Origin of the sequence: Mesorhizobium loti CJ3sym (genome assembly GCF_000472785.1) — a bacterium.
GTDB lineage: Bacteria > Pseudomonadota > Alphaproteobacteria > Rhizobiales > Rhizobiaceae > Mesorhizobium > Mesorhizobium loti_E.
The window spans coordinates 147638-167835 of sequence record NZ_AXAL01000015.1 but is presented as its reverse complement, the minus strand read 5'-3'; the positions used below and the strand labels follow the sequence as shown (position 1 = coordinate 167835).

General features: G+C 62.3%; 18 protein-coding genes. 12 read left to right on the top strand and 6 right to left on the bottom strand.

The window, feature by feature from the left end; genetic code table 11:
• Positions 1 to 14 precede the first annotated feature (14 nt).
• Positions 15 to 1997: an acetyl/propionyl/methylcrotonyl-CoA carboxylase subunit alpha gene (locus A3A9_RS0121570; protein ID WP_027060630.1), complete on the top strand. Its 1983-nt coding sequence runs from the start codon at positions 15 to 17 to the stop codon at positions 1995 to 1997.
• 78 nt (positions 1998 to 2075) lie between these two features.
• On the opposite strand, the gene A3A9_RS0121565 is transcribed toward A3A9_RS0121570, so the two are convergent.
• Positions 2076 to 3197: a branched-chain amino acid ABC transporter substrate-binding protein gene (locus A3A9_RS0121565; RefSeq protein ID WP_027060629.1), complete on the bottom strand. Its 1122-nt coding sequence runs from the start codon at positions 3195 to 3197 to the stop codon at positions 2076 to 2078.
• A 423-nt stretch (positions 3198 to 3620) separates the two neighbouring features.
• Positions 3621 to 3887, bottom strand: a complete 267-nt coding sequence (locus A3A9_RS0121555) for a sel1 repeat family protein (protein ID WP_027060628.1) — start codon at positions 3885 to 3887, stop codon at positions 3621 to 3623.
• 450 nt (positions 3888 to 4337) lie between these two features.
• Here A3A9_RS0121555 and A3A9_RS0121550 point away from each other — a divergent pair, with 450 nt between their 5' ends.
• From A3A9_RS0121550 to A3A9_RS0121530, 5 genes are all read left to right on the top strand, one after another.
• On the top strand, positions 4338 to 4679 hold the full coding sequence (locus A3A9_RS0121550; RefSeq protein ID WP_027060627.1) for a DUF2147 domain-containing protein: 342 nt from the start codon (positions 4338 to 4340) through the stop codon (positions 4677 to 4679).
• A 219-nt stretch (positions 4680 to 4898) separates the two neighbouring features.
• Positions 4899 to 5051 (top strand): hypothetical protein, encoded by a 153-nt coding sequence (locus A3A9_RS45275; protein WP_202596399.1) that lies wholly within the window; start codon positions 4899 to 4901, stop codon positions 5049 to 5051.
• A gap of 39 nt (positions 5052 to 5090) precedes the next feature.
• Entirely contained in the window at positions 5091 to 5285 is a 195-nt protein-coding gene (locus tag A3A9_RS0121540; protein WP_027060626.1) for a hypothetical protein, read from the top strand.
• 116 nt (positions 5286 to 5401) lie between these two features.
• Positions 5402 to 6865: an AMP nucleosidase gene (locus tag A3A9_RS0121535; protein ID WP_245279092.1), complete on the top strand. Its 1464-nt coding sequence runs from the start codon at positions 5402 to 5404 to the stop codon at positions 6863 to 6865.
• Between the two features lie 102 nt (positions 6866 to 6967).
• Entirely contained in the window at positions 6968 to 8002 is a 1035-nt protein-coding gene (locus tag A3A9_RS0121530) for an endonuclease/exonuclease/phosphatase family protein (protein ID WP_082222172.1), read from the top strand.
• Between the two features lie 59 nt (positions 8003 to 8061).
• On the opposite strand, the gene A3A9_RS0121525 is transcribed toward A3A9_RS0121530, so the two are convergent.
• The 3 genes from A3A9_RS0121525 to A3A9_RS44860 all read right to left on the bottom strand — a co-directional run bounded on the left by A3A9_RS0121525 (position 8062) and on the right by A3A9_RS44860 (position 10626).
• A complete protein-coding gene (locus tag A3A9_RS0121525; RefSeq protein ID WP_343286136.1) occupies positions 8062 to 8574 on the bottom strand; it encodes a DUF922 domain-containing protein in 513 nt (170 codons plus the stop codon).
• A gap of 150 nt (positions 8575 to 8724) precedes the next feature.
• Positions 8725 to 10404: an electron transfer flavoprotein-ubiquinone oxidoreductase gene (locus A3A9_RS0121520; protein WP_027060622.1), complete on the bottom strand. Its 1680-nt coding sequence runs from the start codon at positions 10402 to 10404 to the stop codon at positions 8725 to 8727.
• Positions 10405 to 10467: 63 nt separating this feature from the next.
• Positions 10468 to 10626, bottom strand: a complete 159-nt coding sequence (locus A3A9_RS44860; RefSeq protein WP_161634523.1) for a hypothetical protein — start codon at positions 10624 to 10626, stop codon at positions 10468 to 10470.
• Between A3A9_RS44860 and A3A9_RS0121515 the strand changes: the two genes are divergently transcribed.
• The 4 genes from A3A9_RS0121515 (at position 10625) to maiA (ending at position 13775) form a co-directional block, all read left to right on the top strand.
• Positions 10625 to 11269, top strand: coding sequence for a hypothetical protein (locus tag A3A9_RS0121515; protein WP_027060621.1), 645 nt, complete (start codon positions 10625 to 10627; stop codon positions 11267 to 11269). The two genes, A3A9_RS44860 and A3A9_RS0121515, sit on opposite strands and share 2 nt — an antisense overlap.
• A 51-nt stretch (positions 11270 to 11320) precedes the next feature.
• On the top strand, positions 11321 to 12184 hold the full coding sequence (locus tag A3A9_RS0121510) for a uracil-DNA glycosylase (protein WP_027060620.1): 864 nt from the start codon (positions 11321 to 11323) through the stop codon (positions 12182 to 12184).
• Between the two features lie 117 nt (positions 12185 to 12301).
• Positions 12302 to 13108, top strand: a complete 807-nt coding sequence (locus tag A3A9_RS0121505) for a helix-turn-helix domain-containing protein (protein ID WP_027060619.1) — start codon at positions 12302 to 12304, stop codon at positions 13106 to 13108.
• 55 nt (positions 13109 to 13163) lie between these two features.
• Positions 13164 to 13775: a maleylacetoacetate isomerase gene (maiA, locus tag A3A9_RS0121500; protein WP_027060618.1), complete on the top strand. Its 612-nt coding sequence runs from the start codon at positions 13164 to 13166 to the stop codon at positions 13773 to 13775.
• A 39-nt stretch (positions 13776 to 13814) separates the two neighbouring features.
• On the opposite strand, the gene A3A9_RS0121495 is transcribed toward maiA, so the two are convergent.
• Complete coding sequence (locus A3A9_RS0121495) at positions 13815 to 14837, bottom strand: DMT family transporter (RefSeq protein ID WP_245279091.1); 1023 nt, start codon at positions 14835 to 14837, stop codon at positions 13815 to 13817.
• Positions 14838 to 14985: 148 nt separating this feature from the next.
• On the opposite strand from A3A9_RS0121495, the gene pepN reads away from it, so the two are divergent.
• Together pepN and A3A9_RS0121485 are read left to right on the top strand one after the other, a co-directional pair.
• Entirely contained in the window at positions 14986 to 17631 is a 2646-nt protein-coding gene (gene pepN / locus A3A9_RS0121490) for an aminopeptidase N (protein WP_027060616.1), read from the top strand.
• Positions 17632 to 17828: 197 nt separating this feature from the next.
• Positions 17829 to 20150 carry a PAS domain-containing sensor histidine kinase gene (locus tag A3A9_RS0121485; RefSeq protein ID WP_027060615.1) on the top strand — a complete coding sequence of 774 codons (2322 nt, stop codon included), beginning with the start codon at positions 17829 to 17831 and terminating at the stop codon, positions 20148 to 20150.
• Positions 20151 to 20198 lie beyond the last annotated feature (48 nt).

Below are 20198 nucleotides of genomic sequence, written 5' to 3'. Positions count from 1 at the left end.
ACCCGGGAGGCTCCATGTTTAGCAAAATCCTGATCGCCAATCGGGGCGAGATCGCATGCCGTGTCATTCGCACGGCCCGCAAGCTGGGCGTGCACACCGTGGCCGTCTATTCTGACGCCGACGCGAAATCCCTGCATGTCGAAATGGCCGACGAGGCTGTTCATATCGGCCCCTCGCCGGTCGGCGAAAGTTATCTGCGTGGTGACAAGATCGTCGCGGCAGCGCTCGCGACCGGGGCGCAGGCGATCCATCCGGGTTACGGCTTCCTGTCGGAAAACCCTGATTTCGTCGACCAGGTGGTGGCGGCAGGGCTCACCTTCATCGGCCCGTGGGCGGCTTCGATCCGCGCCATGGGATTGAAGGACGCCGCCAAGCGGCTGATGGAGAAAGCCGGTGTGCCGGTGGTGCCGGGCTATCATGGCGAAGCGCAGGAGATCGTGCTGCTGGCCTCCAAGGCGCGCGAGATCGGCTATCCCGTGCTCATCAAGGCGCGCGCCGGCGGTGGCGGCAAGGGCATGCGCCGCGTCGAACATCCCGACGAATTTTCCGAGGCGCTGTCCAGTGCGCGGCGCGAAGCAAAGGCTGCTTTCGGCGACGACCGCGTGCTGGTCGAAAAATATGTCGACAAGCCGCGGCATATCGAAGTGCAGGTGTTCGGCGACAATTTCGGCGATGCCGTGCATCTCTATGAGCGCGACTGCTCGGCGCAGCGGCGCCACCAGAAGGTGATCGAGGAAGCGCCTGCCCCCGGCATGACGCCGGAACTGCGCAAGGCAATGACGGATGCGGCGGTCAAGGCCGCCAAGGCGATCAGCTATTCCGGCGCCGGCACCATCGAGTTCATCGTCGATGCCTCGCAAGGCCTGCAAGTCGACCGCTTCTGGTTCATGGAAATGAACACCCGCCTGCAGGTCGAGCATCCGGTCACCGAAATGGTCACCGGCACTGATCTGGTCGAATGGCAGTTGCGCGTCGCCAGCGGCGAGAAGCTGCCGAAGACGCAGAGCGAGATCACGCTTGCCGGCCATGCCTTCGAGGCGCGCATCTATGCCGAGGACGCGGCAAAAGGGTTCCTGCCGGCTACCGGAACGCTGCATCATTTGAAGTTCCCCGAGACGGCACCCGACGCGGCCACGATGCGCATCGAGACCGGCGTGCGGGCCGGCGATGCCATCTCGCCCTACTACGATCCGATGATCGCCAAGCTGGTCGTCCATGCCAGGGACAGGCAAGCGGCGCTGGAGGCGCTGAGCGCGGCGCTATCGCGAACCGAGATCGCCGGGTCCACCGTCAACACCGCCTTTCTCGCCGCTCTTGCCGCCGATCCGGATTTTTGTGCTGGTGACGTCGATACCGGCCTGATCGGCAGACATCAGGTGGCACTGACCGAGGTCGCACCACCAACCGGCGAGATCATCTCGGCCGCCGCGCTGGCCGCCTCCGGGGCAGACGCATTGCCGCCGTCGAACGACCCATGGTCGTCGCTTTCCGGCTACGCGCATTTCCAAGGTGTGGCGCGGCGCACGCGGCTGAAGTTCGGCGAGGCCGATATTCTGGCGAAGGTTTCGGTGCGGCCGGACGGGCGCTTCCAGATCGCGCTCGACGCACCCTATGACAGCAGCAATTCGCATGACTTTCGCGCCGCTCCCCGCCTTGCCCGCTGGCCAGGCCATGTCACGGTGTTCGAAGGCGCCGTTGGCTATACTTTCGCCGTGCCAGACCCGCTAGCAAGGGCGGATGAAGCGGCTGCCGCCTCCGGCAGCCTGCGCGCGCCGATGCCAGGCCTGATCAAGCTGGTCCGGGTGGCCAAGGGCGATGCGGTGATCAAGGGACAACCGCTGCTGATCCTCGAGGCCATGAAGATGGAGCACACCATCGCCGCCCCGCATGATGGCGTGATTGCCGAGGTCGCGACCGAAGGCGCGCAAGTCTCCGACGGGACGGTGCTGGTGCGGTTCGTCGAGGACCAGAGCGCCTCGACGCCCGTCACCAACTGACCGCTGGAATCGAACGATCACAAAGAAAATGGCCGGGACGAGCCCGGCCATTTTCCTGGATTATCTAATCGCCTGAGATTACTGCGCGATCGGCGCGTATTTGCCGTCATGCCACTGGTTGATGTCGTAGCTGGCATTCTTGAGGTCGCCCTTCTCGTCGAAGGTGACGTCGCCGACAACGGTGCTGATCGGCGTGCCGTTCTTCAACGCTTCGGCTACCTTGCCCGGATCTTCGCTGCCGGCGCGCTTGATGCCTTCGGCGAAAGCCTGGACCACGGCGTAGGAGAACAGCGTGAAGCCTTCGGGCACGAAGCCGCCAGCCTTGATCTTCTCGACGGCTGCCTTGGCTTCCGGCTTTGCCTGCGGATCCGACGGGAACACGAACATGGTGCCTTCGCCAGCCGGGCCGGCAACCTGCCAGAATTCCGGCGAAGCGATCGAATCCGGCATGATCAGCTGAAACTTGAAGTTCTGTTCGGCCGACTGACGCAGGATCAGGCCAGCTTCAGGATGGTAGCCGCCGAAATAGACGACGTCGGCCTTCAGGTCCTTGAGCTTGGTGACGAGCGCCGAATAGTCCTTCTCGCCGGGGTTGATGGCGTCATAGTAGACTTCCTTGAGGCCGCCGGCATTCATGGTTGCCTTGACGGCGTCAGCCACACCCTGGCCGTAGGCGCTCTTGTCGTGCAGGACGACGACGTTCTTGCCAGCGTATTTCTTTGCGATCCACGGGCCGATGAAGGCGCCCTGCGCATCGTCACGCGTATAGAGACGCATGATCGTCGGCCAGCCGGCCTTGGCGGCCGCGTCGGTCAGCACCGGGTTCGAGGAAGCCGGGCTCATCATCAGGAAGCCTGCTTCGGCATAGACGGCCGAGGCAGGAATGCTCGAACCCGAGCAGGCGTGCCCGTCGATGAACTTGGTGCCATTGGCGACAATGCGGTTGGCCACCGAAACAGCCTGCTTGGGATCGCACTGGTCGTCCTCGATATCAAGCTTGATCATCGAGCCGTTGACGCCGCCCGCGGCGTTGATGGCGTCGGCGGCGGCCTGTGCGCCCTGCTTGAACTGATCGCCGATCGTGGCGAGCTGTCCGGTCATCGGGCCGACCACCGAAACAGTGATGTCGTCGGCGAATGCGACCGGCGCACTCATCATCAGGCCAAAAATGGCCGCGCTCAAAATACTCATTTTTTTCATGACAATAGAACTCCTCCACTCACGCGCGGCCGTCCCGGCCGCGCTTCTTCCAGAGAGGCGGGACAATTTCATCCTTCATTGGGCCTGTCTAGGCGCATCGGCACCGCTCGATTGGGCCTGCAAGGCGTCATCCACGCAAAAAAGCCACGCCAGCCTTGTTCCGGCTGGTCGTGGCTTTTTTGCCTGTCGGGCTGCTCCCCAGCGCCCCCGCGCCGCGAACCCAACGTCGCCTTCCCTGTCTCCCGTTGACCATGATCTTTTCCGATTTTCGGGATCATGCTCCGTCGCGCGGCCTGGACCTGTCGGCCTGCCGCGTTCTTGTCGTTGATGGCCTTTGGCCTGGCTGTCTGCGCAGCCTTGTCCCTGTTTTTGGCCCGACCGTCTTCGAGCGGTCTTGGCCGGAGCGTCCCGTCTGACGAAAACTCAGTGCATAGTCATCCATGCGCGGGCTTCGCGCAGCGCCTTGGCGATCTCGACCTTCGACATGGCTGCCGACAGTTCCGAACGCAGTTCCGCGGCGCGGGCTGAACCCTTGATGGCGGCGATGTTGAACCATTTGTGGGCGGCAACGACGTCGGTCTCGCAGTCGCGGCCGGTCGCATACATCATGCCCAGTTCGAAAAGAATGTCGGCCTGGGCAGTTGCCCCCATGGCGCCGAAACCTGCTTCAAGCATTTCAAAACGTGCCATTTCAGTCCCCTGTTTGTGGCCCCTGTCAGGCTCCCGAGAGCTGCCTTCTTTCGTTCTCGTCGGCTGCTCTTCCGATGCTTTCGAGAATGCCGTGCAGGCTTGAATCCGTCGTTAAATGGCGTGCTTAATTTGAGGAAAACAAAGCTAAAACAAGAGGTAAACGCTGAAATTCATTAAGGATACAAAGCCAGCGATTGAGCGGTTTTTCGCTAAATTTGACGAAAATTTTCGGAGGCGCAATCAACACTCCGCTAACCCTACGAAACAAACACGATGCGCCGATCGTTTTCATTTCGCGGCCGACAGTGCGGATTCAGGCGCTTTCAAAATCCCAAACTCTTCCGTTGCGGCACCGCTTTTGTTTTGCCGGGACCTGGATTAGCTTACGTTTGCGTAAGCGGCAGACCGGCGAGGCGGAGCATCCGACCGGTTATCCAAAGAGAGGAAGACATGTTTCGAAAAGTAAGCCTGGCTATTGCAGCCACATTGATCATGGCCGGTGCGGCGTCGGCCGATCCAATCGAGGGCAACTGGAAGACACAAGCCGGCGACACCGCTGCCATTTCAGGCAGCAGCTCGTTTTCCATCACGCTCAAATCAGGCAAGTATGCCGGCAAGACCATCGGCTCGCTGAAGGCTGCCGGCGACAACAAATACACCGGCAACATCACCGATCCGGCAAACGACAAGACCTATTCCGGCAAGGCGACATTGTCGGGCACCTCACTCAAGATGAGCGGTTGCGTGCTCGGCGGGCTGATCTGCAAGAGCCAGACCTGGCACAAGCTCTGATCGGCCATTCCTTGTAAGTAATCTCAAAGCGGGGCCAGCAGGCCCCGTTTTCGTTTCATCGACATGTCGAGCACCAATGCTCTTGCCCTGCTGCCATACAGGCTCGGGCGACCCGGTCAGATCCCGTCAATCAATTTGAACCGCAGATGAACGCAGGCATCAGAGCCGGTTCAGAGGCGTTGGGGCAATCTCGTTCGTGTTGAAGGAGACACGACCCCAATGCTTGCTCGCCGCTTCACCATCGTCTGCCTGCTGATGAGCCTGTTTGGGATGTTTTTCGCCATCCTCGTCGCCGAAGCGGGCCGTCCTGCCCGCGCCTGGGACAAAGCCAGTTCCTGCCAATTCGATTGCGTGAACCACTTTCGCCGCTGAAGCGACAAAGACACAGATCCAAAGAGAAAAGCAAAAGCCATGGACCGCATCGCCGCCAACACCCTCAAGACCCTCCGGCTCCTGCCGCGGGCGATGCTTGTCCTGATGCTTCTGGCCGCTCCGGTGCTGGCCGTTCCGATGATGCGCGCCGATACCGGCTCGACGATCGAGGCGCCGGCCTTGAAGAACTCCGGCGTGGGTTTCGTTCTGCTGGTCAGCCTGCAGCGGGGATAAAGAAAAATGGCGCTTTGGGCGCCTTCGGCCGCGAGCCCCCTCCCAACCGCTCATCCGAGTCTCTATATTGAGCCATGGAAAAGCGAATCTACCCCCAAGCCATCGAATCTGTCGTCATGCCCGAGCCTTTTGGCCGGCAAAGCTTCGACAACGCCGAAAAAGCCGTTGCCGCACTGCAAGTGCTTTACGATCGCAACACCAAGTTCCTGCGCGACTCCTTCGCGGAGCTGGCCGCAGCCGGCGGTGACAACGGCAAGCGCTACCGCGCCTTCTATCCAGAGATCGGCGTCACTACCAATTCGTTCACCCAGATCGATTCGCGGCAGGCCTATGGGCACATGCCGACGCCGGGACATTTTTCGACCACGGTTACCCAGCCAGACCTGTTCGAGAGCTACCTGATCGAGCAGTTGCGCCTGATCATGCGCAATCATGGTGTCGCGGTCACCGTTTCGGAATCAACCACGCCAATCCCGCTGCATTTCGCCTTTCTCGAAGGTACCCATGTCGACGGCGCCGCGGCCGAGCGCATCAAACGGCCGATCCGCGACCTGTTCGACGTGCCGGACCTCGACGGCACCGATGACCAGATCGCCAACGGCACGTTCGAAGTGCCCTTCGGCGAACCGAGGCCGCTGGCGCCATTCACGGCGCAGCGCATCGACTATTCGCTGCACCGCCTGTCGCATTATACCGCGACCACGCCGCAGCATTTCCAGAACTTCGTGCTGTTCACCAATTACCAGTTCTACATCGACGAATTCGTCGCCCGCGCTCGCGTGCAGATGGCGGAAGGCGGCGGTGGCTATTCCGAGTTCGTCGAACCGGGCAATGTCATCACCAAGGCCGGAGAAAGCGCACCCAGTTCAGGTGTGGCAGCGCCGCGCCTGCCGCAGATGCCGGCCTATCATCTGAAGAAGCCCGGCCATGGCGGCATCACCATGGTCAATATCGGTGTCGGTCCTTCGAACGCCAAGACGATCACCGATCATATCGCCGTGCTGAGGCCGCATGCCTGGGTGATGCTTGGTCACTGTGCCGGCCTGCGCAACACCCAGGCGCTCGGCGACTATGTGCTGGCACATGCCTATGTGCGCGAGGATCATGTGCTGGATGACGATCTTCCGGTCTGGGTGCCGATCCCGCCGCTGGCCGAGATCCAGGTGGCGCTGCAGGAGGCGGTTGCCGAAGTCACCGGCCTGTCCGGCTATGATCTGAAGCGCATCATGCGCACCGGCACGGTCGCAACCATTGACAACCGCAACTGGGAACTGCGCGACCAGCGCGGACCGGTGCAACGCCTGTCTCAGTCGCGCGCCATAGCGCTCGACATGGAATCAGCGACCATCGCTGCCAATGGTTTCCGCTTCCGCGTGCCCTACGGCACGCTGCTGTGCGTTTCCGACAAGCCTTTGCATGGCGAGTTGAAACTGCCCGGCATGGCGACCGAGTTCTACAAGAGGCAGGTGGCGCAGCACCTGACCATCGGCATCAAGGCGATGGAGAAGCTCTCGGAAATGCCGATGGAACGGCTGCATTCGCGCAAGCTCAGGAGCTTTTCGGAGACAGCGTTCCAATAGGCGGCCGCGACGCCGCGGCGAAGCGATTCGTCGTCTTGCCCATGCCGCAATTTGGCCGATAAGCAGATCGAACGCAGGCGGCATTCAGCAGACACGACCTCAATGACAAAAGGCGCGCGCTCGAACATGGTGGCTGGGCTAGCATTCCTGGCAATGACGGGATTGTCGGCCGCCTTGTTGGCCGGGTTCTTCGGCACGCTGCATCCGGCGTTCGATTCCTTCTCGCATTTCCGCATTCACTTCAGCGTGCTTATGGCGCTTCTGGCACTGCCGCTGCTCGCCAGCTCGTTTCGGCTGCAAGCGGCGGCGGGGCTGCTCTTCGCCGTCGCCTGCCTGGCCACGACGGCAAGCACCTTGTCGACACTTTGGTCGCAGCCGGCGGTCGCCAAGCCCGCCGACCAGGCTGTCTACAGCCTGCTGCAGATGAATTTGCGCTTCAACAACCCGACGCCGAAGAAAGTGCTCTCGCTGATCGGCCGCACCAATCCGGACGTGATTACCCTCGATGAAGTGTCTGGCATGTGGGCAACCGAGCTTGGCACCATCACCAGCGCCTATCCCTACCGTATCCTGTGCCCGTATCCGAACGGCATGTTCGGCGTGGCGCTGCTGTCGCGGCGGCCCTTTGCCGCCGGCAGCACGCCGCACTGCGAGCCGCGCGGCGCGATGGCGATCGCCACAGTCGACTTCGGTGGGATAAGCGTCGATGTCGCGGCAATCCATCTGAGCTGGCCGTGGCCGAAGGAACAATACTGGCAGGTTGGCGAACTGGCGCAGCCACTGGCCACGCTCGGCGAGACCGCGATCATGGCCGGGGATTGCAATGGCGTGCCGTGGAGTGCCGCGGTGCGGCGGGTCGCGGCTCTCGGCGGGCTGACTCTTATGCCTTCAGCCGGCCCGACCTGGATCCACCGGACACTGCCCGATTTCCTGCGCCGCTATGCAGGCCTGCCGATCGACCAGGTGTTCAGCAAGGGCGGGCTGACGATCCTGTCCTCGACGCGGCTGGAGGATACCGGCTCCGACCATCTGCCGGTGCTGGTCGAGTTCACGCTCAGGCCGCAGGAGCAGAAACCAGTCGACGAGCATGAAACCGCAACCGTCTCCTTGTCTCAGCCGTTCAAACCACAAAGCTGAGTTTTGCCACCATCGCATGGTGCGAGCATCGAAGTCGCCGGGGAAGCGCTGATAAAGCGCTATGATTTCGCCAGGGCATCTACCAGATATTCCACGTGGCCGCCTTCCCGGTGCTCGCGCGCGTCGAAGGCGTTCTGCTTGCCCTCATACTCGTCAAAGACAGCGTCGATCCGCCGGCGCGCTTCGCGTCGTGTTTTGGAGCACTGCGCATCGTTCGCGGTGGTCAGGCCGGTAAGCGATTTCTCGGTCGCCGCCATCATCTGCCTGGCGATGTCGCCATGCGTCTCCTCATGCGTGCGAACACCTGTGAAGAAACGCGCCCAGCGCGTGTTAAGCGCCGGCGGCAGCACCGAAGCCACATGCGGATAGGTGAAATTCAGGTTGAGCGTCCCATTCGCCTGCTTGATGCGGCAGGAGCCTTTGGTCTGGACAAAGTCGAAATCCCAATCCTTGGTATAGCTGGTCTGCGCGATGGCGCGGGCCATGAAACCATGCCTTGGCCCATTGCGGTCCATGGACTCGATCAAGGCCTCTCCCGTCGTGCCGGAGATATCGTATGTCTGCGTCTTCACCAGGACTTTGACATCCGCCCAGGCAACGGACGTCAAGCTGCACAACGCGGTGATGGTTGCCAGAACCGAACGTGCGAGCAAGCACATCCACGCTTCCCTTCAAAGATGACGCCGGGATCGACGGTAGCATACCACCGACCCTGAGGGCATTCACATTCCCTGGTAGACCGGGCCTTCGCCGCCTTGTGGCGGTATCCAGTTGATGTTCTGGTTCGGATCCTTGATGTCGCAAGTCTTGCAGTGGACGCAATTCTGCGCGTTGATGACGAAGCGCACGTCCTTGGCCGCCGGATCGGCAGCGGCATTTCCATCCTTGTCTACCCATTCGTAGACGCCGGCCGGGCAATAGCGTGTCGAAGGCCCGGCAAAGACATCGTGTTCGGAGCGCTTCTGCAGCTCCATGTCGCCGACCAGCAGATGGACTGGTTCGTTTTCCTCGTGATTGGTGTTGGACAGGAACACGGATGACAGGCGGTCGAAGGTCAGCACGCCATCCGGCTTGGGATAGACGATCTTCTTGTGCTTCGCCGCAGGCTCCAGCGCGGCATAGTCGGCCTTGCCGTGCTTCAGCGTACCGAAGGGCGAGACGCCGAACAGCGTGTTCAGCCACATGTCGAGGCCGCCGAGGCCAATGCCGACAATGGTGCCGAAGCGCGACCACAGCGGCTTGACGTTGCGCACCTTCTTCAAATCCTTACCGATGTCGGTCGCCCGCCAGGCTTCCTCATAGGAAGTGAGCTCATCATTGGCGCGGCCGGCGGCAATTGCTTCACTGACATGCTCGGCAGCCAGCATGCCCGACAGCACTGCATTGTGCGAACCCTTGATGCGCGGCACGTTGACGAAGCCGGCAGCACAGCCCATCAGCGCGCCGCCCGGGAAGGACAATTTCGGCACCGACTGCCAGCCGCCCTCGGTGATGGCGCGCGCGCCATAGCCCAGCCGCTTGGCACCTTCAAACGTGCCTGCGATCGCTGGATGCGTCTTGAAACGCTGGAACTCCTCGAAGGGCGACAGATAGGGATTCTTGTAGTTGAGGTGGAGGACGAAGCCGACCGCCACCTGGTTGTCTTCCAGATGGTACAGGAACGAGCCGCCGCCGGTCTTGAGGTCGAGCGGCCAGCCGAAGGAGTGCTGGACGAGGCCGGGCCGGTGGTTCTCCGGCTTGACCTGCCATAGCTCTTTCAGGCCGATGCCGTATTTGCCGGGCTCGCGGCCATCGGACAGCTTGTATTTGGCGATCAGCTGCTTGGCGAGCGAACCGCGGGCACCCTCGCCGATCAGCACATATTTGCCCATCAGCGCCATGCCCGGTGCGAAGCCTGGGCCGTGAGTGCCGTCCTTCTCGACGCCCATGTCACCGGTGACGACACCGGTGACAGCACCTTCTTCATTGTAGAGCAGGCCGACGGCGGCAAAGCCCGGATAGATCTCGACTCCGAGCGCCTCGGCCTTACCAGCCAGCCAGCGGCAGACATTGCCGAGCGAGACGATGTAATTGCCATGATTGTTCATCAGTGGCGGCATGAAGATGTTGGGCAGACGGAACGAGCCGGCAGGGCCCAGCACCAGGAAATGATCCGCCGTGACCGGTGTCTTGAACGGATGGCCCTCCTCCTCGCGCCAACCCGGCAGCAGCCGGTCGATGCCGATGGGGTCGACGACGGCGCCGGAAAGGATATGCGCGCCGACCTCGCCGCCCTTTTCCAGCACGACGACGGAAAGCTCTGGATTGACCTGCTTGAGGCGGATGGCCGCGGCGAGGCCGGCCGGTCCGGCGCCGACGATAACCACGTCGAATTCCATGCTTTCGCGTTCGATGTCGCTCATCAACCCCTCCGCACTGGCTTGCCGCTGTTGCGTATCTTGCTGGCTCCTGCGCTGCATAGCGCATCAATCGGCGACAGGAAACCGGCGCATACGTGACAATGCGGATTTGGCCAAAAAGTCGCGCATCCTGTGGCAAGGCAACCGTTTATGCCCGATGCGCCCTGCCGCGCTTGCGTTTTTTAATTGTTCGGCGGCTTGCTTATCGGCCATACTTCCCGCCATGCGCATTCCTGGGCCAGCCGGCTTTCCTTCGACGCGCTTTCTTTTCCCGTCCGGCCGGGCCTGCCGGGCGATTCTTCTGGCCCTTCTGATATCGGCACCGGGTCACGCCGCGGCGGACGAGGTGAAAGTCTGGGCAACAGGCGCCTACTCCTTCTCCGATGAGCTTGGCGGCTTTCGCATCACCGGAGCCTCCGGCATCGGGACCAAGGACGATCCGCTTGTGATCACCGAAGAGCTGAATTCGGCGACACCGGTAACGCTGACCATCCGCACCACCAAGCCAATCCAGGCGTTCGGCAAGGCGGGCGAGTTCGCCAATGGCATCATGTACATGCGCATCGACGTGCTCAACAACAGCGGCCAAGCCTGGATCGAATTCCAGTTCGAGCTTCAGGAGATACTGGATCAGCCAAGTGTGTTTGGCGACGGGCTTTCGTTCGATCAGCGCAACAAGACGCCGGACAATCTCTGGTCAAGCAACTTTGCCGATTTCGACCGGGAGTTCGAGCCCTATGATCGGCTGCTGTTCAAGAACGGCAAGGTCGACCCACTGAAAACGGCCCGCTTCGAGTTCCTGATGACCGACTACACGCCCCGATGGACCTTCTATGTCGTGCAGGATCCGCGCATACCGACGGGATAGGGCGAGCCGCCAGCCTTGCAAATTGCAGTCATGCGGACGAATGTGCGTGCCATGACCGCCGCCTCCCCCAACAGCCCGACGGAAATTGCCGACATCCTGGCCTTCTATGCCAGCGCCGGTGTCGACGAGGCACTGGAAGACGCCCCGGTGAACCGCTTCGCCGAGGCGCCGAGGCCTGTCGAGCGCGCACCAGCGGCGGCGCCTCGCGAAGACAAGGTGCCGGAGCGACCAGCGGCGGCTCCTGGACTGGATGCGAGCCGGGTGCCGGATGCGCCACCGGCGCGTTCGTCGGTCGCCGCGGTGCCAGACGAAGCACAAGCGGCGCTCGCGCGTCAGTTGGCGACGACGGCAACGACCCTGGACGAGCTACGCCAGCATATGGCGGCCTTCGACGGCTGCAATCTCAAGACCACCGCCAAGAATCTGGTGTTCGCCGACGGCAATCCGGAGGCGGCCGTGATGCTGGTCGGCGAGGCGCCCGGTCGCGACGAGGACATCGAGGGGCTGCCTTTCGTCGGCCGTTCCGGCCGGCTGCTCGACCGCATGCTGGCGGCGATCGGGCTCGGCCGCACTTCGGTCTACATCGCCAATGTCATTCCATGGCGGCCGCCGGGCAATCGCACGCCGACGCCACACGAAACCGAAATCTGCCGGCCGTTCATCGAACGGCAGATCGAACTGGTCAATCCAAAGGTGCTGGTCAATCTCGGCGGGCCGTCGGCCAAGACCTTGCTCAACACCTCGGAAGGCATTTTGCGGCTTCGTGGCGACTGGCGTGTACACACCACCGCCTCCGGCATCGCCATTCCGGCCATGCCGACGCTTCATCCGGCCTATCTGCTGCGGACACCCGCCCACAAGAAGCTGGCATGGCGGGATTTTCTCGAGGTGAAGGCGAAGCTGCGGACGCTCTAACTCTTTGTTTTGACGCAATTCCGGACGGAAAGCCGCTTCGCACTTTACCTGGAATTGCTCTGCCTATGACCTCGCAGGTAATTGAAATGCCGTCCCTGTCGGCCTAACCATCCTGCTATGACAACAGCCCAAACCTCCGCCGGCAGCCTCATCCGCGAATGGCGCACGCGCCGCCGCATGAGCCAGCTCGACCTCGCCATGGAGGCCGAGATTTCGCAGCGGCATCTCTCCTTCGTCGAAAGCGGGCGTGCCGCGCCCTCGCGTGACATGGTCCTGCACCTGGCCGAGCAGTTGGCGATCCCGTTGAGGCAACGCAATCAGTTGCTGCTGGCCGCGGGCTTTGCGCCGAGCTTCGGCGAACGGCCGCTTACCGACACGACGCTGGCACCGGCGATGGCGGCGGTCGAGATTGTGCTCAAGGGCCATGAGCCGTTCCCGGCGCTGGCGGTGGACAGGCACTGGAACCTGGTTTCGGCCAATGCCGCGATCGCTCCGTTCCTTGCCGATGTCAGCGAGGCTTCGCTGCTGACGCCACCAGTCAATGTGCTTCGCCTCAGCCTGCATCCCGGCGGTATCGCACCGCGCATCGTCAATCTCCAGGAATGGCGCACGCACCTGCTCGAGCGCCTGAAGCACCAGAACGATGCCGCCGGCGACCCGGTGCTGGTCGAACTGGAACGCGAATTGCGCGGCTATCCTTCCGGCCTCAAGGGCAGCAGGCCAACCCCCGTCGAGCCGAATGCCATCGTGCATCCGCTCAGGCTTGCCCATGGCGATCAGGTGCTGTCGTTCATCAGCACCATCACCGTGTTCGGCACGCCGCTCGACGTGACCTTGTCGGAACTGGCAATCGAATCCTTCTTCCCGGCGGATGAACAGACAAGGGCGGTGCTGGTGCGGCTGGCTAAGGAGCGGGCTGGCTGACCCCTGACGGGCTTGCCGCGCAGCCTGTTACCGTTCGCGGAGTAGGAGAAACCACATGCGTCTACTATCCCGCTGGCAGAATTCGGCCGGTGAACGTGTTCGAATTGCGCTTCGACTGAAGGGATTGCAGTTCACCTACGTGCCGGTGCGATCCCTGGCGCCGGGCGAATACAAAACCCTCAATCCGCAAGGCTTACTGCCCGCCCTCGACATCGAATGCCGGATTATCGCCCAATCGCCCGCCATTCTCGAATATCTTGAGGAACTCTACCCGAAGCCAAGCCTGTTGCCTCTGGACCCCGTAACGCGCGAGCAAGCTCGGGCGTTCGGGGCGCACATTGCCTCAGAAATGCATGCCATCACGGTCCAGAGGGTTCGTCGATTTCTGCAATCCGAATTTTCCATCGACGAAGCCGGTATCGATCGCTGGGTACAAAACTGGTTGAGCCTGGGCTTCGCCGCTTTGGAGGAAACGCTGACCCAACGCGAAACCAAATACCCATTTTGTTTCGGCGACGCACCGGGGTGGGCGGACCTGCACCTTGTCCCTCAAATGAACAACGCCCGTCGTTTCGGCGTCGATCTCTCGCCCTACCCTTTGCTGGTTTCCGTGGATCATCTTTGCAACCAGGTCGACGCCTTCCGCCTGTCACGGTCCGAAGCGTAGTCCGATTTTCCTGGCTGAATAGCGGTCGAGGGCCTCTTCTTACCCCTGCGGCAGCGTCACCTTGCGTGCTCGCTGGCGCTCCAGACCGAGCTGCCGCTCGCGCCAGATGATGAAGATGCCGGCGGCCACCACGATCACGCCGCCGACCAGCGTCCTGAACGAGGTCACGTCGCCGAAAACAAAATAGCCGACGACAACGCCAAGGATCATCGACGTGTACTCGAACGGCGCCACCACCGAGGCCTCGGCATGGCGATAGGCCGAGGTCATCAGAATCTGGCCGAGGCCGCCGCAGAAGCCGGCCATGACGAGCAGCGCGGCTTGCGTCGGCGTCAGCGATTGCCAGCCGAAAGGCAGCGTCAGCAGTGAGAGCACGCTGGCGGTAGACGAGAACCATAGCACGATGGTCGCCGTCTTCTCCGTTTGCACGAGATTGCGCACAAGCAGCATGGCGACAGCCGAGATCGCCGCGGCCACCAGCGCGGCCATGACGCCTAGGACCTCCTGATCATCGAGCCCTTCATCCGAGTTGAGCAGGGTCAGCTCCGGCCAGGAAATGATGAGCACGCCAATGAGACCGATCGCGACTGCGCTCCAGCGATAGACGCGGATCGTCTCGCCAAGGAAGACCGAGGAGAACACCACGACCAGCAGCGGTTGTGCATAGTTCAGCGTGATCGCCTCCGGCAGCGGCAGCCTGGTGAGCGCGAAAAAACCAAGCCCCATGGCGCCTACGCCGACGACGCCGCGCGCGACGTGGTTGAAGGGCCGCTTCGTGACGAATGCCGTTGCCAGATGTCCCTTCAAGGCCAGGAAGGCAATGATCGGGAAGATAGCGAAGAAGGAGCGGAAGAAGACGATCTGCCCGGCCGGCACGTCACCGGCCGCCTTGATGCAGGTTTGCATGCCGACAAAGACCGCCACCGACACGATCTTCAGAGCGATGCCCCTCAGCGTATCGTGGCCACCGGTTGTTTCTGGTTGAGCCCCGGCTCCTGATGTCACTCTGGCGATGAGTCCCTGATCGTTGCCTGTATGTCCGGCGACCCCGGCATTCAACATGCTTTAGCCGCGATGCCGCAAAGTAAGGCCTCGATAGACCCTCTCGCAGTTTTGTCGAGGGACTGTTTCGTGTAAAGAGCGCGGACTTCAATTTCTTGGACCGGCGGGAAAGTCCGCTCCCAACGCAATCGACAGGAAAAACAACGGAATGCGCACGGACACCGGCCAGGTCTTCAAGCTCGAAGACTATCGCCCCAACGATTATCTCATTCCGCAGACCAATCTCACCTTTCGCCTTTCGCCCGAGGCCACAATCGTCACCGCAATGCTGACGGTCGAACGCCGCGACGGCGTATCCGCGGGGGCGCCATTGGTGCTCGACGGCGACGGGCTGACGCTCAAGCGCATCGAGATCGACGGCAAAAAGGCAAAACCGGCGGATCTGCTGGCGACACCTGACCAGCTGACCATTCTCAAGCCACCGGCCGCCCGCCGTTTCCAGTTGCTCATCGAAACCGAGCTGGCGCCAGCCGGTAACGAAGCCCTGATGGGCCTCTACCGTTCGAACAACGTCTATTGCACGCAATGCGAGGCCGAAGGCTTTCGCCGCATCACCTATTTCCTCGATCGCCCCGACATCCTGTCGGTCTACACCGTGCGTGTCGAGGCGCAGCGCGACGAGGCGCCGCTGCTCCTTTCCAACGGCAATCCCGGAGAAAAAGGCGATCTCGGCGACGGCTGGCATTATGCCGTCTGGCACGACCCCTTCCCCAAGCCGTCCTATCTGTTCGCGCTGGTGGCCGGCAATCTCGGCCAGGTTGCCGACAATTTCGTCACTCTATCCGGCCGCAAGGTCGAGCTCGGCATCTATGTCGAGCCCGGTAAGGAGAAGCTCGCCGGCTACGCCATGGACGCCCTGAAGCGGTCGATGCAATGGGACGAGGAGGCGTTTGGCCGTGAATACGACCTCGACGTCTTCAACATCGTCGCCGTGTCCGACTTCAACATGGGCGCGATGGAAAACAAGGGCCTCAACATCTTCAACGACAAATATGTGCTGGCCGACCAGGAGACCGCGACGGATGCCGATTTCGCCAATATCGAGGCGATCATCGCGCATGAGTATTTCCACAATTGGACAGGCAACAGAATCACTTGCCGCGACTGGTTCCAGCTTTGCCTGAAGGAAGGGCTGACGGTTTTCCGTGACCATGAATTCTCGGCCGACCAGCGTTCGCGGCCGGTCAAGCGCATCGCCGAGGTGCGCCTGCTGCGCGCACATCAGTTCCCCGAGGACCAGGGCCCTCTGGCGCATCCGGTGCGGCCCCGTCGCTATCGCGAGATCAACAATTTCTATACGGCGACGGTCTACGAAAAGGGTTCCGAAGTGGTGCGCATGATCCGCACCATCCTTGGGGCCGAGACCTTTCGCGCCGGCATGGACCTCTATTTCGAACGGCATGACGGCGACGCGGCGACGATCGAGGATTTCATCAAGGTGTTCGAGGATGCCTCGGGCCGCGACCTGTCGCAGTTCGCGCTCTGGTATCATCAAGCCGGCACGCCCAATCTGACGGTCAGTTCGACACACAATGCGGCCGCGCAGGAATTCACGCTCGAGATCGAGCAGTCGGTACCGCCGACACCCTCCGAAAGCCGCAAGCGGCTGATGCATATTCCGCTTGCCTTTGGGCTGATCGGCGCCGGCGGCAAGCCCGTCGAGTATAGCAGCGTCGAGGGCGCCAGCGTCGAGGATGGCGTCATCCATGTCCGCAAGCGTCGCCATGTGGTGCGGTTCTCGGGTGTGACCGAGCGCCCAGCTGTGTCACTCAACCGCGGCTTTTCGGCGCCGGTGACGCTGTCGGTCGAGCAGAAGGCCGACGACCAGTTCTTCCTCGCCCGCCATGACAGCGATGCCTTCTCGCGCTGGCAGGCCTTCAACACGCTGCTTACCGATGCGCTGATCGCTGCCTTCCGAGAAATCCTTGGCGGCAAGCAGTCGGTCTTTGCGACGCGGCTGACCGAGCTCGCCGGCAGCATCGCCGCCGACGAGACGCTGGAGCCCGCCTACAGGGCGCTGGCGCTGGCGCTGCCCGGCGAGGCCGACATCGCCCGCGACATCGGCAAGAACATCGATCCCGATGCCATCTATGCGGCCCGCGAAGCGCTGGCGCGCGCAATCGGCAATGCAAACCGCGAGGCTTTCCTGGACCTCTATGGCGGCCTTGCCGACCAAGCCGCGTTCAGCCCCGATGCGGCGAGTGCTGGACGGCGAGCCTTGCGCAACACACTGCTCGACTATCTCGCGCTACAGCCGGGTGGAGCGGCATTGGCGGCCGAACATTTCCAGTCGGCGACCAACATGACCGACCGCGCATCGGCGCTTGGCGCGCTTGCTCATCGCCACCACGGTTCGCCCGAGGCCATCAAGGCGCTGGCGGCATTCGAGGCGACTTATGGGTCCGATCCGCTGGTCATGGACAAATGGTTCCAGATCCAGGCCAGCGTGCCGGGACCGCAGGCTGTGGACACCGTGCGGTCTCTGGCCGCTCACCCGGCCTTCTCGATGGGCAATCCAAACCGGGTGCGCTCGCTGATCGGCACATTCTCCAGCGCCAACCAGACCGGCTTCCACCGCGCTGACGGCGAAGGCTACCGGTTCTTTGCGCAAACGGTGCTCGAGGTCGAAAAACGCAATCCGCAAGTGGCGGCAAGGCTGGCGACAGCGCTGAGGTCATGGCGTTCGCTCGAACCGGGCCGGCAAGCCAAGGCCCGGGAAGCGCTGCTTTCGATCGCCAATGCCGAAAACCAGTCAGCGGATCTGAGGGATATTGTCGAGCGAACGCTGGCTTAGGCGTCCTTGCCTTCTCCCGCGAGGGGGAAGGCCCGAGCCACTGGAGCTCCAAAAGCCCATTATTTTAGTCGATTTTTAATCTTTTTTCGCCGGACCACTGGACAAGGCGAATCACGTTTGATTCTTTACTGACGATTCGGAAGTGCGGTGTTTGCCGGATCACCAAGCAGCATAGGCAAATTCGGGGAGTGCCATTTATGGCGAAGGCGGACGCGTGGGGCGCGCCCGGTGGGATGGCTTTTGCGCGTCGCGAGATGCGCAGTGATGGCCTTGCCGGGAATACGCGGCTCATTGCCGAACCGGCCTACAAGCGGCTTCTGGCCGCCGAACCGCTGCTGCGCCGGTCGATACCGGCCCTCATCATCATCTTCCTGCTCGTCATCGCGGCGCTGCGTGTGCTGTCGCTGATGAATGAGCGCGACGATGTCGAGCGCGATGCCAAGGCGATCCTGACGCTGGCGGCGGCACAGCTCGCCAGTGCTCTGGCCACGACCTCGGATACCGTGCCTGGCGCCGTTCAGGATCTGCTGGAAACCACCAGCCGTCAGGGCGCGATGGGCCGCAGCCATGTGCTCGTCATCACCGACAGCGCCTTCAAGATCACCGCGGTGACGCCGCGCTCGATGCCCTGGCAAGGCCATGCCCTCGACGGACTCGTCGAAGGCGGTCAGCCCCTGTTCATGTTCGGTGATCGTGCCGGCGTCATGGAGGTCAGCATCGGCGGGCAGGACTGGTACGCCGCGGTCAGCGTGGCCAAGGACCAGAAGGGGGCCGCGGCGGCTCTGGTACCGCAGGACGCGGTCTTCGACGCCTGGCGCAAGACTGTCTCGCTGAACGTCACCCTGTTCGTGCTCACCGCCGGCGTGCTGATCATCATCCTTTATGCCTATTTCGGGCAGGCGGCGCGTGCGCAGGCCGCCGACCGTATCTATGTCGAAGCGCATCAGCGCATCGACATGGCGCTGGTTCGCGGCCGCTGCGGCCTGTGGGACTGGGACATGGTGCGCGGCAAGATGTACTGGTCGCGCTCGATGTACGACATGCTCGGCTACGAGCCCTGCGACACAATGCTGTCCTTCGGTGAGGTCGATGAGATCATCCACCCCGAGGATGGCGACCTGTTCGAGCTCGCCAACAAAATTGTCGCCCGCGAGATCGACCATATCGACCAGGTGTTCCGGATGCGGCATGCCGATGGCCAATGGGTGTGGATGCGTGCCCGGGCACAGGTCATGGATCCGGAAGCGCCGGAAATCCAGCTGATCGGCATCGCCGTCGACGTCACCGAGCAGCGCCATCTGGCGCTGCGGTCCGAGGCGGCCGATCTTCGCCTCCGGACCGCGATCGAGAACATCAATGAATCTTTCGTGCTGTGGGATTCGGCCCAGCGCCTGATCATGTGCAACTCCAAATACCAGCAGGACAACGGGCTCTCGGATCGCGACGTGATGCCAGGCGTGACGCGGGCGTTCCTGGAAGAGCGGATGCTTGCCTTTGCTTCCGAGCGCCGGCTCGCCAACACCAATGGTCCGCAAGGCGGCGCCACTTTCGAGCGCCAGCTGAGTGACGGCCGGTGGCTGCAGGTCAACGAACTCAGGACCAGGGACGGCGGCATCGTCTCGGTCGGATCCGACATCACCCAGATCAAGCTGCATCAGGAAAAGCTGGTCGACAGCGAACGCAGGCTGATGGCAACGATCCACGATCTCAGCCTCGCCAGGCGCTCCGAAGAGGAGCGCTCCAGTGAGCTGGTCGACCTCAACCGCAAATACATGAAGGAAACCGAACGCGCCGAAGCGGCGAACCGGGCCAAATCCGAATTCCTGGCCAACATGTCGCATGAACTGCGCACGCCGCTGAACGCCATCATCGGCTTCTCCGAACTGATGGAACAGGGGCTGTTCGGCCCGCTCGGCTCGGAGCGCTACGAGGAGTACGCCACCGACATCAACAGCAGCGGCAAATATCTGCTCGGCGTCATCAACGACATTCTCGACATGTCCAAGATCGAAGCCGGCCAGTTCTCGCTGGACCAGGAGCAGATCGACCTCGGGCCGCTGATCAGCGAGACGGTGCGCGTCGTCTCGCTTCAGGCCGCGCAAAAGGCAATCACCGTCGAAACGCGTATCGCCGACGCGCTGACTTTGTTCGCCGATCGCCGGGCGATCAAGCAGATCGTCATCAACCTCCTGTCCAACGCGGTGAAGTTCACCGGCCAGGGCGGACACATATCGGTCCGGGCCCGCAACACATCAGGCGCGTTGGTGCTGACGATCGAAGACAATGGCTGCGGCATCCCGAAAGCGGCGCTCGGCAAGCTCGGGCGGCCCTTCGAACAGGTGCAGAACCAGTTTTCCAAGAACCACGCCGGATCAGGCCTTGGCCTCGCCATCTCGCGCTCGCTCGCCGAGCTCCAGGGCGGCGCGCTGAAGATCCGTTCGACTGAAGGCGTCGGCACGATCGTGTCGGTGCGCATACCGGTGAAGAGGGCGACCCAGGCGGTCAAAGTCGCGGCTTGAGCAGCAGGCCCCAGTTAATGTTGCCGGAGCCTGCTGTCTTCTGCAGCT

Bases quoted from the DNA above. Each gene is read 5' to 3' on its own strand.
- A3A9_RS0121570 (WP_027060630.1), top strand. From the start codon at position 15: ATGTTTAGCAAAATCCTGATCGCCAATCGGGGCGAGATCGCATGCCGT.
- A3A9_RS0121565 (WP_027060629.1), bottom strand. From the start codon at position 3,197: ATGAAAAAAATGAGTATTTTGAGCGCGGCCATTTTTGGCCTGATGATG.
- A3A9_RS0121555 (WP_027060628.1), bottom strand. From the start codon at position 3,887: ATGGCACGTTTTGAAATGCTTGAAGCAGGTTTCGGCGCCATGGGGGCA.
- A3A9_RS0121550 (WP_027060627.1), top strand. From the start codon at position 4,338: ATGTTTCGAAAAGTAAGCCTGGCTATTGCAGCCACATTGATCATGGCC.
- A3A9_RS45275 (WP_202596399.1), top strand. From the start codon at position 4,899: ATGCTTGCTCGCCGCTTCACCATCGTCTGCCTGCTGATGAGCCTGTTT.
- A3A9_RS0121540 (WP_027060626.1), top strand. From the start codon at position 5,091: ATGGACCGCATCGCCGCCAACACCCTCAAGACCCTCCGGCTCCTGCCG.
- A3A9_RS0121535 (WP_245279092.1), top strand. From the start codon at position 5,402: ATGCCCGAGCCTTTTGGCCGGCAAAGCTTCGACAACGCCGAAAAAGCC.
- A3A9_RS0121530 (WP_082222172.1), top strand. From the start codon at position 6,968: ATGACAAAAGGCGCGCGCTCGAACATGGTGGCTGGGCTAGCATTCCTG.
- A3A9_RS0121520 (WP_027060622.1), bottom strand. From the start codon at position 10,404: ATGAGCGACATCGAACGCGAAAGCATGGAATTCGACGTGGTTATCGTC.
- A3A9_RS0121515 (WP_027060621.1), top strand. From the start codon at position 10,625: ATGCGCATTCCTGGGCCAGCCGGCTTTCCTTCGACGCGCTTTCTTTTC.
- A3A9_RS44860 (WP_161634523.1), bottom strand. From the start codon at position 10,626: ATGGCGGGAAGTATGGCCGATAAGCAAGCCGCCGAACAATTAAAAAAC.
- A3A9_RS0121510 (WP_027060620.1), top strand. From the start codon at position 11,321: ATGACCGCCGCCTCCCCCAACAGCCCGACGGAAATTGCCGACATCCTG.
- A3A9_RS0121505 (WP_027060619.1), top strand. From the start codon at position 12,302: ATGACAACAGCCCAAACCTCCGCCGGCAGCCTCATCCGCGAATGGCGC.
- maiA (WP_027060618.1), top strand. From the start codon at position 13,164: ATGCGTCTACTATCCCGCTGGCAGAATTCGGCCGGTGAACGTGTTCGA.
- A3A9_RS0121495 (WP_245279091.1), bottom strand. From the start codon at position 14,837: ATGTTGAATGCCGGGGTCGCCGGACATACAGGCAACGATCAGGGACTC.
- pepN (WP_027060616.1), top strand. From the start codon at position 14,986: ATGCGCACGGACACCGGCCAGGTCTTCAAGCTCGAAGACTATCGCCCC.
- A3A9_RS0121485 (WP_027060615.1), top strand. From the start codon at position 17,829: ATGGCGAAGGCGGACGCGTGGGGCGCGCCCGGTGGGATGGCTTTTGCG.